Annotated in this window: 15 protein-coding genes; 13 read left to right on the top strand and 2 right to left on the bottom strand. The window is 43.6% G+C overall.

Annotated elements, in window-relative coordinates:
• Window positions 1-842: ISAs1 family transposase (locus CWC03_RS14875; protein WP_171040267.1), on the top strand; the 842-nt coding region annotated here is incomplete at its 5' end.
• Between the two features lie 130 nt (window positions 843-972).
• On the opposite strand, the gene msrA is transcribed toward CWC03_RS14875, so the two are convergent.
• On the bottom strand, window positions 973-2,265 hold the full coding sequence (msrA, locus tag CWC03_RS14880) for a peptide-methionine (S)-S-oxide reductase MsrA (protein WP_502705371.1): 1,293 nt from the start codon (window positions 2,263-2,265) through the stop codon (window positions 973-975).
• A gap of 180 nt (window positions 2,266-2,445) precedes the next feature.
• On the opposite strand from msrA, the gene CWC03_RS14885 reads away from it, so the two are divergent.
• From CWC03_RS14885 to asnB, 8 genes are all read left to right on the top strand, one after another.
• Window positions 2,446-3,756 (top strand): MFS transporter, encoded by a 1,311-nt coding sequence (locus CWC03_RS14885; protein ID WP_138582554.1) that lies wholly within the window; start codon window positions 2,446-2,448, stop codon window positions 3,754-3,756.
• Between the two features lie 86 nt (window positions 3,757-3,842).
• The gene (locus CWC03_RS14890) at window positions 3,843-5,357 is read left to right on the top strand and encodes a leucyl aminopeptidase (RefSeq protein WP_138582555.1); all 1,515 of its coding nucleotides are present in this window, start codon (window positions 3,843-3,845) and stop codon (window positions 5,355-5,357) included.
• A gap of 140 nt (window positions 5,358-5,497) precedes the next feature.
• A complete protein-coding gene (gene pxpB, locus CWC03_RS14895) occupies window positions 5,498-6,148 on the top strand; it encodes a 5-oxoprolinase subunit PxpB (protein WP_138582556.1) in 651 nt (216 codons plus the stop codon).
• The gene (locus tag CWC03_RS14900) at window positions 6,142-7,071 is read left to right on the top strand and encodes a 5-oxoprolinase subunit C family protein (RefSeq protein ID WP_138582557.1); all 930 of its coding nucleotides are present in this window, start codon (window positions 6,142-6,144) and stop codon (window positions 7,069-7,071) included. Before pxpB ends, CWC03_RS14900 begins: the two co-directional genes overlap by 7 nt.
• Window position 7,072: 1 nt before the next feature.
• Window positions 7,073-7,831, top strand: a complete 759-nt coding sequence (locus CWC03_RS14905; RefSeq protein WP_138582558.1) for a DUF969 domain-containing protein — start codon at window positions 7,073-7,075, stop codon at window positions 7,829-7,831.
• Entirely contained in the window at window positions 7,828-8,838 is a 1,011-nt protein-coding gene (locus CWC03_RS14910; protein ID WP_138582559.1) for a DUF979 domain-containing protein, read from the top strand. The genes CWC03_RS14905 and CWC03_RS14910 overlap by 4 nt, the downstream gene beginning before the upstream one ends.
• Entirely contained in the window at window positions 8,838-9,500 is a 663-nt protein-coding gene (gene pcp, locus CWC03_RS14915) for a pyroglutamyl-peptidase I (RefSeq protein WP_138582560.1), read from the top strand. Before CWC03_RS14910 ends, pcp begins: the two co-directional genes overlap by 1 nt.
• Window positions 9,501-9,688: 188 nt before the next feature.
• Window positions 9,689-11,359: an asparagine synthase B gene (asnB, locus tag CWC03_RS14920; protein ID WP_138582561.1), complete on the top strand. Its 1,671-nt coding sequence runs from the start codon at window positions 9,689-9,691 to the stop codon at window positions 11,357-11,359.
• A gap of 51 nt (window positions 11,360-11,410) precedes the next feature.
• Here the strand turns inward: asnB and pssA are convergent, their stop codons facing one another.
• A complete protein-coding gene (gene pssA, locus CWC03_RS14925) occupies window positions 11,411-12,736 on the bottom strand; it encodes a CDP-diacylglycerol--serine O-phosphatidyltransferase (RefSeq protein ID WP_138582562.1) in 1,326 nt (441 codons plus the stop codon).
• Between the two features lie 286 nt (window positions 12,737-13,022).
• On the opposite strand from pssA, the gene trxB reads away from it, so the two are divergent.
• The 4 genes from trxB (at window position 13,023) to infA (ending at window position 16,029) form a co-directional block, all read left to right on the top strand.
• Window positions 13,023-13,976, top strand: coding sequence for a thioredoxin-disulfide reductase (trxB, locus tag CWC03_RS14930; protein WP_138582563.1), 954 nt, complete (start codon window positions 13,023-13,025; stop codon window positions 13,974-13,976).
• A gap of 89 nt (window positions 13,977-14,065) precedes the next feature.
• A complete protein-coding gene (gene aat / locus CWC03_RS14935) occupies window positions 14,066-14,782 on the top strand; it encodes a leucyl/phenylalanyl-tRNA--protein transferase (RefSeq protein WP_138582564.1) in 717 nt (238 codons plus the stop codon).
• Window positions 14,775-15,506 carry an arginyltransferase gene (locus tag CWC03_RS14940; protein WP_138582565.1) on the top strand — a complete coding sequence of 244 codons (732 nt, stop codon included), beginning with the start codon at window positions 14,775-14,777 and terminating at the stop codon, window positions 15,504-15,506. The genes aat and CWC03_RS14940 overlap by 8 nt, the downstream gene beginning before the upstream one ends.
• 304 nt (window positions 15,507-15,810) lie before the next feature.
• Window positions 15,811-16,029 (top strand): translation initiation factor IF-1, encoded by a 219-nt coding sequence (gene infA / locus CWC03_RS14945; protein ID WP_002962494.1) that lies wholly within the window; start codon window positions 15,811-15,813, stop codon window positions 16,027-16,029.
• Window positions 16,030-16,179: the final 150 nt, after the last annotated feature.

Raw genomic sequence — 16,179 nt, forward strand, 5'->3', positions numbered from 1 at the left:
CCTTGTTCAGTTGGGTCAACGAACAGCGCTCTCAGTCTGGTAGGCCAATCATTGCGTTTGATGGTAAAACTCTGCGCGGTGCCAGTAAAAAGCGTGAGGATAACTTACACTTGGTGTCTGCTTTTGATTGCGAGTCTGGTTTAACTTTGTATCAGCGTACAGTAGAAAATAAGTCCAATGAGATACCGGCAGTTAGGGCCTTATTGGATGTGCTCGATATTTCAGATTCTATCGTCACATTAGATGCACTACATTGTCAGAAAGCGACACTTTCAGCATTGATTTCAAGAGGGGCTGACTATCTGGTTCAAGTCAAAGCGAATCAGAAAACACTCTATAAAGCAGTCACTTCATGTTTTGAAACAGCCTTTGAAGAAGAAAAGAATTTGCCCGAAGATGTACAAGTCAGCAATGGTCATGGACGCCAGGAAACCCGCATCACTTATGCTCTGAAGGCAGACAAACTGCCCGAAGAGATAAAAGAAAAATGGCCCGGGGTCACTTCATTAGTCGCGGTTGAAAGACACCGTAAGTCTGGCCCGACAACAAAAATAGACACGCACTTTTATGTTACTTCTGTCGGACCAGATGCACAGGTGTTGCAAAAAGCCATCCGCCATCATTGGCACATCGAGAACCAACAGCATTGGGTGTTGGACGTGGTGTTTAAGGAAGATGCTTGCCAGATCAGCGAACCGATTTCGGCTGAGAATATGGCGCTGTTCAGGCGGGTTGTTCGCAATCTGGTAAAACAGCACACAGGCCGCAAAGATTCGATACGTGGCAAGTGCGTTCGGGCCAGCTTTGACGATGAATTCAGGGCAGAGCTTATCTTCGGTTAATGGTCGTTAACGAAGTATGCTCTCACCCTGAATGAGAAGTAGTGTCCGAATTTATTGAACCACAACAGTATATACAAGCTACATGTTAGCTAATATCAGCCTAAGCAGAAGGTAGCTTTAGGCGTAATACCTAAAGCGCCTCTCTCGCTTTAAACTCAAGTACTTGGGCATTGATACAATAGCGGTCTTGACCTTTTGGCCCTTCATTTTTAAATACATGACCTAAATGAATACCACTGCTTTTTGAGCGTATTTCGGTTCTTACCATTCCGTGGCTTAAATCTTTGTGATAGGTCACGCTGCCTTTTACTGGGTGGGTAAACGACAGCCACCCAGTGCCTGAGTTAAACCTATCTCGGGTATCGAAAAGAGCTTTACCACTCAATTTATCAATAAATACACCATCTGGTGTGTTTTTAAAGATATCGTATTGCTTGCAAAATGGTCGTTCTGTGCCTTTTTGAAAGGCAATGTCAAAGGCTTCCGAGCGGCCCAGCTTAAAAGCACCGAGTGCCTTGTAAAACTCTTCTCTCGCCATAAAGCCTTGAAAGCCAAGGGACTCAACACCATCTTCAATAAATAAGATCGTTGGCGTTGCCCAAGTCGCGGTTTTTATCATTAGTCCTTCGAGTTGATCTGCATAGCGAAAATGAAGTGAAATATCACCTTGATAGTCATTTAACACCTCTTTTTTTAACTTTTCGCAGTAAGGGCAATAGCTCTTAGCGTCTACAATAACAATATGCTTACCTTGGACTAGCGCAGTGTTATCAGTTTTATCTTTCACCACCTTATCAAAAGTCACTCCCGTGCTGTGATCTGGGCAATATCCATTAGGATTCTTGGCTAAATAATTTTGATGATACTCTTCCGCTGGATAAAATTTTCTAAGTGGCTTAATTGTGGTTTGAATATCGCCATAACCTTGCTCAGATAATAAATGTTGATACTGCGCTTTTAATAAGTGAGCTTTCTCACTTTGCTGATCGTCAGTATAGAGAATGATCGAGCGATACTGCGTTCCAACATCGTTACCTTGACGGTTTTTTTGGGTTGGATCATGACTTTCAAAGTAGTATTTTAGCAGCGCATCGGTGGTGATAAGATTTGCATTGTAAGTTACCTTAACCACCTCTGCATAGTTATCTTCATCGAAACGTCGACTCGGTTTAATGATTTCTCTATAACTTGGCTTAAACCCTTTACCGTCCGCATAGCCCGACTCAGCATCTATCACGCCCGTCATTTTTTCATAGCGCTTTTCAGGACCCCAGAAACAACCTGAGCCCAACACCAACGTCTTAATATGATTACTTGCACCATCGACTTTAGGCTTCGGCATATCTGTACCCGCGATCGCAGACAAGCCTACTCCTAACATCATGATAAGCCCTAACGACGCGGCTACCTGTAATGTTTTCATCGTTACTCTCTCAATGCTGTATGTCGCAACAAGTAAGCATTCCACTTTATACTTGTTGAACTTAATATGATTTATTGCGTATTGAATGAGACCGTCGAAGGTTAATTATCATTTCATACAAAGTCGTTCATGATAGTGAAACCGTATTGTCCGCGACACAATAAAAGTAAAGGAATAAATGTGAGTAAAATAAGTGAGAATATCTATCAAAAGCTAACCAATGATGACGAGGCACGTGCCTGTAAAGCGATTGACGATAAGGCGTGTAGAGAAGTTCCTGGTAACTACGTGCTTATTTTATTGAGCCAGCTTTTTAGCAAATTGGGAGATGCTTTGCTCAACCCTAAAATCACGTTACCTTGGCTGATGCAATCACTCGGTGCTCCCGCTTATTTGATATCGGCTCTCGTTCCCATTCGTGAATCAGGCTCACTGATCCCACAATTATTTATCGGCCAATGGGTGCGCAAGCATGCGAAACGTAAACTCCTATGGTCTCTCGGCGCACTTATTCAAGCTATTTGCGTACTACTTATGGCGTTGCTTGCATGGAACCAAACTGAAAATCAATTATACGCTTGGTTAGTACTTGGATTACTGGCGATTTTTAGCATCGCTCGCAGCTTAAGCTCAGTGTCATCAAAAGATGTCATCGGTAAAACTATCCCCAAACAAAAGCGGGGCCAGCTTAGCGGTCAAGCCGCCTCTGTCAGTGGGCTTGTTACTATAACGTTTGGTGTAGGGCTTTTTATTGCCGCCACTCAAGTACACAACGTTAATTTTGTGGTCACACTAATACTAGCTGCAATCTTTTGGCTGATTGGCGCGTTAACGTTCTCAAAAATTAAAGAATATGAAGGCGCAACCGAAGGTGGTGAAAACGGATTAGAGAAAGTAAAACAAGATTTCGCGCTGTTAAAAACCGATCCGATACTTAAAAAGTTTATTATAGCTCGTGGTTTGCTGTTAAGTTCTGCGCTTATTCCGCCTTATTTCACGGTATTAGCACAACAGAATATTGGCAACGGTGCATGGGTGTTGGCCGTTTTATTAGCAGTGTCCGGACTTGCCAGTTTAGTCAGTGGCGCTTTTTGGGGTCGACTTGCCGATCAATCAAGTAAACACGTGATGATATATGGAGCAACAATCACCGTTGCTATCACTGCAGTGCTACTAACAACATCTTTATTTTATTCTTCGCTGCTCGAAAAGATGTGGTTTATTCCGCTTTGCTATTTTGTCATTGCTATCGCCCACCAAGGCGTGCGTGTGGGCCGCAAAACCTACGTGGTCGATATGGCAGAAGGAAATAAACGCACCAGTTACGTCACGCTCAGTAACACAATTATTGGCATTGTACTTTTATTAACAAGTGCTCTTGGTGTCGTTGCCTCGGTATTTTCAATTACAGTGTTACTTGCACTCTACATTATGATCACGATATTAGGCATCGTGCTGACAAGCCGCTTACCTAATGTCACTGAACGGTAAAACCTGTTACTTCACCGACAAATTGTGTCTAAACTTCTCCAAATGAGGTAAAAACGCCACAATTTTAGTTATCTGAGGATAAAATTATGTCATTGACTACGCGTTTTTCTGCTTTAGCGCTGGCGGTTGCCAGTATGACTTCTGCAAATGCCGCTGACTTTGAGTTCAATACCAAGCTTGCAGACGCTGATGCACTAGTAATTTTTCAAGCTGGTGAAAACCAAAGTAACCTAAAGTTCCTAGATAAAGACACTCGTAAACAGTTGGAGCGCGCAATTGCTGCTGAAGACTTTAAAGGCGCGTATGGCAAAACAGTTGAAGTATTAGCACCTGTAGACTCTGATTATAAGCGTATCTTCATTGTTGGGTTAGGTGATGCAGGCGAACTCAACGCCAGCAAAATGACCAAACTTGGTGGTAACCTACACGCTAAATTCGAAGGTAAAAAGCTGGAGAATGTTGCAGTTGCATTCGAAGACGTTGAAGGAGCGCTTTCAAATGCAGAACTAGCAGCACAATTTGCACACGGTGCAAACCTTCGTGACCACACCTTCGAAGTATACAAAAAAGAGCCAAACACTTTTAACGTAAACTATCACTTCGACGTTGCCGATAAACAAGCAACACAAGCTCAGTATAAAGCACTACAACACATTCAAGCTGGCGTGTTTTTAGCGCGAGACTTGACCTCTGAAGTCGCAACAGAAATGACCCCGGTTGACTTTGCAAAAGCGGCAAAGGAGCTTGAACAATATGGCGTTGAAGTAAAAGTACTAGCACCAGCTGAACTTAAAGAGCTTGGTATGGGCGCACTTGAGGGCGTTGGGCGTGGTAGTGAACACGGCTCTCGCTTAGTTGTTGCACATTATAAAGGTAACAGCGAGACACCGATTGCCCTGGTCGGTAAAGGTATTACTTTCGATTCTGGTGGTTATAGCATCAAAACTGGCGCTTCGATCGCACGCATGAAATCTGACATGGCAGGTGCAGCTGCCGTGCTTGGTACAGTAAAAGCAATGGCGCTAAGCAAAGCTGACGTAAACGTGGTAGCAGTCATGGGTATGGCGGCAAATATGGTGTCTCAGTATGCAATTGCGCCGGGTGATGTGCTACGTACTGCAGAAGGTATTAGCGTAGAGGTTGTAAACACAGATGCTGAAGGTCGTTTGGTGCTGTCTGATGCAATGTGGTACGCACGTAAACATTACAGCCCTGAGATCATGATTGACGTCGCGACATTAACTGGCTCCAAAATTCGTGCTGTTGGTAACGAATATTCAGCAATTTTCTCTGAAGATGATAGCTTAATTACAGAATTTACCAACGCCGGTAAAGTTGTGAACGAGAACGTATGGCGTCTACCGCTTGGCTATAAGGACAAACTAAAATCTGACATCGCCGATTTCCAAAACGTAGGTTCAGGTGGTCCTGGTGCAACAACTGCTGCGACTTTCCTACAACAGTTTGCAGGTGACACTCGTTGGGTTCATATTGATATTGCCGGTAACGCACTTTCAAGTTCCGCCAAAGACGAAGTCCCAACTGGTGGTACAGGCTATGGCGTTCGCCTTCTAAGTCAATGGTTATTAACTGCTAAATAAATCCTCTGATTTGAAGCCGTGTTTAAACACGGCTTTTTTAACTGCAACAAAACGGTAACTTGTAGCAATAACTTCGTTTCAATTGCGAGGTGTGTTATAAGAAATATAACGTTTACCAAAGCAACCAATTGTTATTGTCTATGTCTGATGTGAGTTGTTATTTATTAGGTGAGCAAGCAATTGTTATAAATGCAACATGTTTGCCTGATAGCAAAAGTCCAATTAATCAACGACTGTTCGCCCTCAAGAAATGGCTTGATAGTAGCGGTGATTTTATTGATGTGGTGCCAGCCAAGTCTTCCGTTACTGCCTATTTAAAAGACCCCCGTAAAGCCGATGCCTGGCAACACAAAATCCAAGCACATTGGCAAGACCTAGAAGTAGCAGAGGTAAAGCCAACACACCATCGTATTGAGGCGTTTTATGGCAAAGAATTCGGACAGGATTTTGCACGTATAGCGGACGAATTACAACTGACACCAAAACAGCTTATCGAGCTGCACTCAAGCGTTGATTATCAAGTGCAATTTATTGGCTTCTTACCCGGTTTTGCTTACTTGACAGGGTTACCAACCGCACTTCAATTACCCAGAAAATCCACACCAATTACCAAGGTCCCCAAAGGCAGTATTGCCATCGCAGACAGCTACAGTGCAATTTACCCGAGTCAATCTCCCGGTGGCTGGCATTTAATTGGACAAACCAACACTACCCTATTTGACCCAAACTCTGCATCAGCAAGCTTGCTGCAACCGGGCGACATCGTGCGTTTTGTGGAGAAATCATGCTAGAAGTTATTAAACCTGGGCCACTTTCAACTATTCAAGACATTGGCCGCCAAGGACTTCGCCACCTAGGAGTAAGTGCAGCAGGTGTCATTGACCCAGTCGCGCTTAAACTTTCAAATACACTCTTGTCAAATAACGACGATACCGCAGCTATTGAAGTGACCATTGGCTTATGTGAATTTCATTTCCATGCCCCCACTAACTTTGTTATCGCAGGGGCCGATCTCAATGCCGCTTTAAATGATGAAGCTATATACCCTTGCTGGCGCTACAGTGCTAAGGCCGGAGATAAGCTGACATTTAAACAAAATCGCGATGGTTTACGCGCGTATTTGGTGGTCGAAGGTGGATTTACCAACATAGACAAGCTGCTTGGGAGTTATTCAACCGACCTCATGGCAGGCTTTGGAGGAATAGGCGGCCGAGCTCTTAAACAAGGGGACAAACTGAGCTACACGCCGAGCACAGCTAAAAGCTCCGTGGGTGGCCTGCAGCCCAGCTATGAAAAGCTCATTCATTTCATCCCAGGCCCACACCTCGAGATAATTTCCAAACAGACACTGAGTGTATTAAACGACACCATTTGGAAAGTAAATCCAAGCAGTAATCGTATGGGTATTCGCCTAAGTGGCCACAGCAACCTAGTGCATGCACATAATATTGCAACCCAAGCCGTCCACCCAGGCGTTATTCAGCTGCCTCCCAGTGGCGAGCCCATTATCCTACTGAATGACTGCCAAACCACAGGCGGTTATCCAATTATTGGTACCATTATTCGAGCCGATATGCGCCATTTGAGCCAATTGGGCGCGGGCGATTGTATCCATTTAAAATCAACATCCCTTACAGATGCGACGAAGGAATCTCACCGAGTACAGGCGCATCTCAATCAGCTAAGGTTAGCGCTTAAGAATAAAGAACAATAAAATGACTGAGCTAAATCTCCTACCCCTTTCGGGCATTGCCGTGATTGTTATTGGCTTTGCTCTGAGGTTTAATCCTTTATTGGTTGTCACCTCGGCAGGCCTAGTTACTGGTTTTGCCGTTGGGATCGACTTTGTCGACTTAATTGCCACCTTTGGCGAAAAGTTTATGAACTCTCGCCAGCTTGCAAGCTTTTTACTTATCTTACCCGTGATTGCAATTTTAGAACGTTACGGCTTACAGCAACGCGCTAAAGCTTGGGTTGCGGGTATAAAAGGGGCGACCACTTCTCGAATTCTAAGTATGTATTTTGTTGTCCGTGAGTGCTCCGCAGCACTAGGGTTAATCAATTTAGCTGGCCAAGCGCAAACCGTTAGACCACTGCTTGCTCCGATGGCAATAGGCGCTGCAGCAAATCAGTACGGCGACCTACCACAAGATGTAAAAGACATGATAGGCGCACATGCTGCCGCCTGCGATAACATCGCCGTGTTCTTTGGTGAGGATATTTTTATCGCTTTTGGTGCTGTACTTCTGATGGATGCTTTTTTAAAAGAAAACGGCATTGCCGGAATTGAACCGCTGCATATCGGACTTTGGGCAATACCAACTGCAATTGCCGCACTCATTGTTCATCTCTTTCGTCTAGCGCGATTTGAAGCAAAAATCCGGGCTGAAATTGCGCGCTGTCAGCAGCAACTAAGCGAAGAAGAGCAAACACCTAGCAATACAAATTCAGCGCTTAAGGAGGAGTCATTATGAGCTTAATGAACACTCCTGACGTGCAATCTAGCTTACTATCAATTGACAATATCTATTTATTGATTGGTTTTATCGTGATGTTTCTGGTGGTAAAAACGCTACAAGATAAGGCACACCCTAAGCGTCTCACTACGGCACTATTTTGGTTTTTATTTGGCACTGTTTTTATCTTTGGCGATGCTTCTATCGCATTGATTGGTGAGCGAAATACATATTTATGGATTGGCATCAACGTGGTGATCATCGCACTGCTTGCGGGTATGAATATGGTTTCTATGGGAAATTATGACATGCCGTGCGAACGAGCCAAAACAGAAGATGCAAATCGGTTTGGTAATAAATTGTTTGTTCCTGCTGTACTTATTCCAATCGTTACTGTTATCTGTACTATCATCTTAAGTGAGATCCAGCTCGGCGATTTTTATCTATTCGATCAGGAGCACGTAACGCTTTCAGCACTAACACTCGCTTGCACCATCGCATTGCTGGTGAGCTGGAAAATAACCAAAGGCAGTCCACTACAAGCACTTTCTGAGTCTCGTCGCTTAGTTGATTCAATAGGCTGGGCAGCAATATTGCCACAGATGCTAGCAATGCTCGGCGGTGTATTTATCGTCGCAAATACTGGCACTGCTATCCAAGACTTAGTGACATTGTTTATTTCGCCAGATAACCGCTTTATGCTCGTTGTGCTGTATTGTGTTGGCATGGCACTATTTACCATGATTATGGGAAACGCTTTTGCCGCATTTCCAGTAATGACGGCAGGTATTGCACTACCATTTTTGATCCAAGGGCATGGCGCTGATCCTGCGCCGCTCGTCGCGATTGGCATGTACTCGGGTTATTGTGGAACACTGATGACACCGATGGCCGCTAACTTCAACATTGTGCCAGCGGCACTGTTAGATTTAAAAGATAAGTACCAAGTCATTAAAGTGCAAATACCAACCGCTATAACGTTATTGGTGATTAATATTTTTCTTATGTACGGAGTCGTTTTTTAATGTCCAGTTACAGTAAACCTTGTGTCCTCGTGACTGGGTTCACCCCATTTGGTGGTGAGTCCATCAACCCCTCATGGCAATTAGCGCAGTTGTTAGAAGGGGAAACCGTTGAAGGCCACCTGATCCACACGAAAGAGTTACCTTGTGAATTTGACAAAAGTATTGAGTCTTTAACGCAAGCGATAGATAAGTATCACCCAAGCATCGTGATCTGTGTGGGCCAGGCAGGTGGACGCTGTGATATCTCTATCGAACGTGTCGCTATTAACGTCAACGATGCCAGAATAGCCGACAACGCAGGAAACCAGCCGATAGACACACCAGTCGTTACACACGGTCCCGATGCATATTTTGCCTCTTTACCAATAAAAAGTATGTTAAGTAGTGCACTTCAAGCAGGAGTTCCTGCAAGTATTTCTAATACTGCGGGCACTTACGTGTGCAACCATGTGATGTATGGATTACTGCACTATCTTAGTACGCATGACTTAGCGTGCCGTGGTGGCTTTGTGCATATCCCATACTTACCCTCCCAAGCAGCGCACCACCCTGGTGCACCCAGTATGGACATTGACACCCTAGTTAAAGGAATAAAAATCCTATTAACCAGCGCCATTACACAAAAGCAAGATATCAAGCTTGTCGCTGGGACGACACACTAATAAGCGATGCCCCAAAATGGTGCAAAACTGCACCATTTCATCTCACAAAAAATTCACATTTTCTCTATTTCATTGTGTGACTTATCAAATTATTTTTGGTAGAACTTAAACTATCTCATGGTAACTATGCTTCCGTGAGCAATAATAATTTGTTGATATTATCAACACATCAATAGGAATGAGGAAATATGTGTTCAATTTTCGGCGTACTTGACATCAAGACCGATCCCCTTGCACTTCGCGAGCAAGCCATCGAAATGTCAAAAAAACTAAGACACCGTGGCCCCGACTGGTCAGGGGTATATTCAAGTGAAAAAGCCATTCTAGTTCATGAACGTTTGGCAATTGTCGGCGTTTCCAGCGGCGCACAACCATTATTTAACCCTGAAAAAACACATATTTTGGCGGTCAATGGTGAAGTTTATAATCATAAAGAGCTTGCAAAAGCACTGACCGTTCCATTTGAATTTCAAACAGAGTCTGACTGTGAAGTGATCTTGGCGCTATACAAGCAAAAAGGCCCTGAGTTTTTAGATGATCTCAATGGAATTTTTGCATTTTGTTTGTACGATGAAACGGAAGATGCTTTTTTAATTGGTCGAGACCACATCGGTATTATTCCACTTTACACTGGCCGTGATCAAAGCGGTAACCTCTATGTCGCCAGCGAAATGAAGGCGCTCACGCCCATTTGTACGCAAATTGAAGAGTTTCCTCCCGGCCATTATTGGTATTCAAAAGAAGGTGGTCCAAGAGAATATTACCAACGCGACTGGCAAGCGTTTAGTGCTGTAAAAGACAATGAGGCCAGCCCCGAAACGGTTAAGAATGGGCTAGAAGCCGCAGTAAAACGCCAATTGATGTGCGATGTGCCGTATGGCGTGTTGCTGTCAGGTGGTCTAGATTCTTCTGTGATTTCCGCTATCACCCAAAAGTTTGCTGCAAAGCGTATCGAAGATAATGATGCTTCCGATGCTTGGTGGCCAAAACTTCACTCATTTTCCATTGGCTTGGAAGGTTCACCCGATCTCGCTGCAGCACAAAAGGTAGCGGATAAAATCGGCACAGTTCACCATCCCATTCACTTTACCGTACAACAAGGGATTGATGCCCTTAAAGAAGTGGTCTATCACCTAGAGACCTACGATGTCACAACCATTCGCGCTTCTACTCCTATGTACCTCATGGCACGCTACATTAAAGCAATGGGCATTAAAATGGTGCTATCCGGTGAAGGGGCCGATGAACTATTTGGCGGCTATTTGTATTTCCACAAAGCACCAAATGCTGAGGAGTTTCACAACGAGCTAAACCGAAAGGTCTCGAAACTGCATATGTTTGATTGCTTACGTGCAAATAAGTCGATGGCAGCGTGGGGGGTTGAAGCACGCGTTCCCTTCTTAGATAAAGAATTTGTCGATATTGCCATGCGTATTAACCCGGACTACAAAATGTGTAAAGATGGTCGTATCGAAAAACACATTATCCGTGAGGCGTTTGATGGCTATTTACCCGATGACGTATTGTGGCGCCAAAAAGAGCAGTTTTCTGATGGCGTAGGCTATAGCTGGATCGATTCACTAAAAGAATATGTCAGTCAGCAAGTGAGCGATTCGGATCTTGAAAACGCCCACTACCGCTATCCAATCAATACACCGGATAGCAAAGAAGCCTATTATTATCGCACCATTTTTGAGTCGCATTTCCCGGGAGAAGCAGCAGCTAAGTGTGTTCCTCACGGCAAGTCTGTGGCGTGTTCAACGCCCGAAGCGCTTGCTTGGGACGAATCGTTCCAGCGTAATGCCGATCCATCAGGTCGTGCAGCAAGCTCACACAACGAAGCGTATAATCAAAAATAAGAAAGTAAAAAAGGGACGCTCGTCCCTTTTTTAAAATTATCAGTGCTTACGTTAAATAAAACGCTTGATGATAAAGTCGACTTTCACACGCTTGGCCTGACCAAGGAGTTTTTTCACAGGTGCTGGGTAATCCCCCAACGTTTCGAGGTCATCGTGGCTTTCAATGCGACGGCAATGTTTTAAGATCTCTTGCTTTTCTAACTCGATTTGAGGCAACAATGCTTTGTTGGGATCTTCGATTAGAATGCCATTTTCAATATCTAACCCCCACGCCCTTGGGTTGAGGTTATGACCACTCATTAAATGCGTATCGCCATCTTTGCTCACTCCTTTCAAGTGGAACGAGTTGTTGCCATCTTGCCACAGATATACATCCAACAATCCGGCAGTGATGAAGCGGCGTTGCGATTTGATAAATTTATACAAAATGGTTTCGTACAAATAAGGAAGCGCACCAATTCGGCTAAATGGCTGCTCTGGACTGATATAGAAATCATTCGCCGTTTTATCCCCCACCACTATTGTCACCTTCTTACCAGTTTTCAGTAATCGACGTAACGAACGAAGTAGAGGAGCCGGAAAATTGAAGTAAGGTGTGTAAAGAACTAACTCTTGTTCTGTGGTATCGAAAAGCGCCTTAATAAGGCGGTTTAGCTTATTAGTTCTACGTCCAAATCCTAAATAGGGACGAACTGTTAAACCATCCCGACTGTTCGCCTTTGAAATATCATAACTGGCCTTTTTCAACTGTTTCATCAGCTGCTTTTGCGCAGTACGAATGTCAAGTAAAGTAGGTAATGGGCGGATATCGAGTCTAGGTACTGCGTCGGACGCTATCAGCACTTGATCGGTAAAGTGGCAAAAGCTATCCGCGAGCTGTGCTTGTTTAATCACAAAATAGCGGTCTAGGCGGTATTTTTCATCATGATGCAAGTAGACATTATTTAAACTAGCACCGCTATAAAGCAGGATATCGTCAATAACAAAGCCTTTTAAATGCAACACGCCGAAAAGCTCTTTTGCTTTTACCGGCACACCATACACCTCGACTTGAGTGCCCAGCTGCTCTTTTAAATCACAATATAGTTTGGCATTGCCTTCTGACTTTTCAGCACCAATGAGGCCCCGTTGCGCACGGTGAAAATCAACCAACACTTTTACCGTTAAGTCTGGATTTTGCTGTGCAGCCTCGTGCAATGCGTGCAATATCTCGCGACCCGCCTCATCATCTTGAAGATAAAGTGCGGTGATATAAATACGCGTTTTCGCCTGTGAGATTAGTTGTAAAAGCGTCTGATGATATTGCTTAGCATCAGTTAACACCTCACAATCTTGTGCACTTAACCCAAAGCCTGGGGTATTCTGCCAAAATGCCATATGTACCTTTTCAATTAGGCTATCAAGTATTGATAGCAAAACAAAATTCTCTAAAACATACCAAAAAAAAAACCTGAGGTCATGAAATACCGCTGTTTTTTGTTAGTACTGAACAAGATTGCTCAATGTGTAGTCGATTTAAAACAAAACAGTACAAATTTTTTGACAACTTGCCAATTTATACCAAATCGGATTACGGTTTTTTATTTACTTCCCTATTGAATTACATAGAATCGAACAAACTTTTGCTTAATAGCATTTTTTAGAATTGAGTTAGGAAAATTACATGAGCGATGCAAAACACTGCAAACTGTTGATTTTAGGTTCGGGTCCTGCGGGCTACACTGCCGCGGTATACGCAGCACGAGCAAATTTAAACCCAGTATTAATCACAGGTATGCAGCAAGGTGGTCAGCTGACTACAACAACTGAAGTAGAAAACTGGCCTGGTGATGCACATGGTTTAACGGGTCCAGCACTTATGGATCGTATGAAAGAGCATGCAGAGCGCTTTGAAACTGAAATCATTTTCGATCACATCAACAAAGTTGACGTGACGAAGCGCCCTTTCATACTCACTGGCGATCAAGGCACTTATACGTGTGATGCGTTAATCATCGCAACAGGTGCATCTGCTAAATACCTTGGTCTTGAGTCTGAAACAGCGTTCCAAGGCCGTGGCGTGTCGGCTTGTGCGACTTGTGATGGATTCTTCTATCGTGGTCAAAAGGTTGCGGTTGTTGGAGGTGGTAATACCGCGGTTGAAGAAGCGCTTTATCTATCAAACATCGCAGAAGAAGTACATGTTATTCACCGCCGCGATTCTTTCCGTAGTGAGAAAATTCTTGCCGATCGCTTAATGGATAAAGCAGCGAACGGTAACGTAGTATTACACCTAAACCGCACACTTGATGAAGTGCTAGGTGATGATATGGGTGTTACTGGTATTCGTATCAAAGATACTGATTCAGAAGCGACAGAGCAGCTTGATCTTGCTGGTGTTTTCATCGCAATTGGTCACAAACCAAACACAGATATGTTTGAGGGCCAGCTAGAGATGAAGGATGGGTATTTGGTCGTACAGTCGGGCCTAAATGGTAATGCAACACAGACTAGTGTTGAAGGTGTATTTGCAGCAGGTGATGTGTCTGACCACATTTACCGTCAAGCAATTACCTCTGCAGGTACAGGCTGTATGGCAGCACTAGATGCAGAGCGCTTCTTAGACAGCCAAAAATAATAGATAAATGGGTCGGTCTAGGCTGGCCCTCTTCCCTCCTTGCCTTAATTTGCTATATTGAAATAAATAACAATCTTGTAGTTTGTTCAATGATCCAACAACTGTTCCACCTCGCCCACGATGACTTTCGTTTTCCGCCAAATCACTATGCCTTGTCTGAACCAGATGGACTGCTTGCCATTGGTGGTTGTTTACAAGTAGAACGCCTGAGAAACGCTTATGCTAATGGGATCTTTCCTTGGTTTAATGAAGGTGAGCCAATTATGTGGTGGAGCCCAAGCGAGCGCGGAATTTTGGAACTTCAAGATTTTCATTGTGGTAAAACACTGCGAAAAGCCCAACGTAAACTCAATCCGACCGTCACCATCAATACCGCCTTTTCACAAGTGATTGAAGCTTGTAGAAATCAACGAATGGCGGCTGAAGGAACTTGGATCACAAATGCGATGTTGGCTGCGTATCAGCAAGCGCACATTCAGGGACTAGCACATAGTGTGGAGGTATGGGAGCAAGGCAAGCTCGTTGGTGGGCTCTATGGCATCATGCAGTCTGGTGTATTTTGTGGTGAATCTATGTTCCACACCTTACCTAATACATCCAAAATGGCGATGTGGGCACTAGTAAATTGGCTCAAAGCCCATCAGGCACATTTTATTGATTGCCAACTCGAAAATCCTTATTTGACAAGTTTGGGGTTAAAAGTTGTACCAAGGAGCGAGTTTTTGACTAGACTTAAATTGGCGGATCGATTTGAGATCCCATCATCAATGTGGCAGCCTCAGGAGTTGAAAGCTATCTATGAATGAACACTTTCCTTCTAAAATCGGACTGAGCCAACAATTTAGTTGTAGTTATTTACCTGAGCAGAAGGAACAGTTACTGGTTATTCTAGACCCAAATTGTTACAGCCCAGATAGATTTGAACAATTGTTAGCATTAGGGTTTCGCCGCAGTGGAGACCAGATTTATCGTCCACACTGTCCCGCATGCTCAGCTTGTCAATCTGTAAGAGTATTAACTCAAGAATTTAAACCGAGTAAATCTCAAAAACGCAAACGCAATAAATTAAAGCAAGATTATCAGCTAATTATTAGCCATCAGGAGCGTCCTGAATACTATCCGCTGTACGAAAAATATATCAGTCTGCGCCACAGCGATGGCTCTATGTACCCACCTAACCGTCTCCAGTACGAAAGCTTCTTATTTTGCCGTTGGATGAACATTGTCTTTATCGAGCTATGGCATAAAGATAAGTTAATTGCAGTAGCCGTCACTGATTCAATGCCCTATTCATTGTCTGCTATTTATACCTTTTTCGATCCTGAGTATGAATCACTAAGTATCGGCACCATCATGATCATGGCTCAGCTAGAACAGGCAGCGAAACAGAATAAACCTTACTTGTACTTAGGTTATCAGATCGACGAGTGCAAGAAAATGCGTTACAAAACCCAATTTCTTCCAGCACAAAAACTAGTTAAAGATATTTGGCAGGATATTGATCCGGATGCCTCGCAACCTTGTGCTTAGTACCTAGTTTTCCTGCATACGTTTGTTCAAATGCAGGAATACACCTCTTTTTACACCCCAATTATTCCATAGCATGGACAAAAAACATGCGTTACTAGCAAAGTTTCCTATGTTAGAATGTCGCCCTTGCCTATCAACAAGGCTCCAGATTTTGAAATGCGTTAGGAATAGAAGCAAAAAACTTTGGTAAAACTTGCTAAATAAACGACCAAATTAACAAAAAATCAGCTTGTAACTTTACTTATTCCCCGCTTTTGGGCAAAATCTGCATCGTTTAATTTAACCAAGAGGTGATACGCTACACATGGCGAAAGAAGACGTAATTGAAATGCAAGGCACGGTCCTTGATACGCTACCAAACACAATGTTCCGTGTTGAACTAGAAAATGGTCACGTGGTTGTTGCACATATTTCTGGAAAAATGCGCAAAAACTATATCCGTATTTTGACTGGTGACAAAGTTACTGTTGAAATGACGCCTTACGACCTATCAAAGGGACGTATTGTCTTCCGTGCTCGTTAATCTGCGTGTGTAGATTTATACTAAGTTGATGCCGTAAACTCGTTGATACCCAAGCGACTTCAACATGCTGATGTTACTTAACCTGAGCTGCGCATAAGAAAATGAACTAAAAGCCCTTGTGGTGATCAGATCTTTCGACCAAGAAACATA

Source organism: Pseudoalteromonas sp. S2755, from assembly GCF_005886535.1.
GTDB lineage: Bacteria > Pseudomonadota > Gammaproteobacteria > Enterobacterales > Alteromonadaceae > Pseudoalteromonas.

Bases quoted from the DNA above. Each gene is read 5' to 3' on its own strand.
- msrA (WP_502705371.1), bottom strand. From the start codon at position 2,265: ATGAAAACATTACAGGTAGCCGCGTCGTTAGGGCTTATCATGATGTTA.
- CWC03_RS14890 (WP_138582555.1), top strand. From the start codon at position 3,843: ATGTCATTGACTACGCGTTTTTCTGCTTTAGCGCTGGCGGTTGCCAGT.
- pxpB (WP_138582556.1), top strand. From the start codon at position 5,498: ATGTCTGATGTGAGTTGTTATTTATTAGGTGAGCAAGCAATTGTTATA.
- CWC03_RS14900 (WP_138582557.1), top strand. From the start codon at position 6,142: ATGCTAGAAGTTATTAAACCTGGGCCACTTTCAACTATTCAAGACATT.
- CWC03_RS14905 (WP_138582558.1), top strand. From the start codon at position 7,073: ATGACTGAGCTAAATCTCCTACCCCTTTCGGGCATTGCCGTGATTGTT.
- CWC03_RS14910 (WP_138582559.1), top strand. From the start codon at position 7,828: ATGAGCTTAATGAACACTCCTGACGTGCAATCTAGCTTACTATCAATT.
- pcp (WP_138582560.1), top strand. From the start codon at position 8,838: ATGTCCAGTTACAGTAAACCTTGTGTCCTCGTGACTGGGTTCACCCCA.
- asnB (WP_138582561.1), top strand. From the start codon at position 9,689: ATGTGTTCAATTTTCGGCGTACTTGACATCAAGACCGATCCCCTTGCA.
- pssA (WP_138582562.1), bottom strand. From the start codon at position 12,736: ATGGCATTTTGGCAGAATACCCCAGGCTTTGGGTTAAGTGCACAAGAT.
- trxB (WP_138582563.1), top strand. From the start codon at position 13,023: ATGAGCGATGCAAAACACTGCAAACTGTTGATTTTAGGTTCGGGTCCT.
- aat (WP_138582564.1), top strand. From the start codon at position 14,066: ATGATCCAACAACTGTTCCACCTCGCCCACGATGACTTTCGTTTTCCG.
- CWC03_RS14940 (WP_138582565.1), top strand. From the start codon at position 14,775: ATGAATGAACACTTTCCTTCTAAAATCGGACTGAGCCAACAATTTAGT.
- infA (WP_002962494.1), top strand. From the start codon at position 15,811: ATGGCGAAAGAAGACGTAATTGAAATGCAAGGCACGGTCCTTGATACG.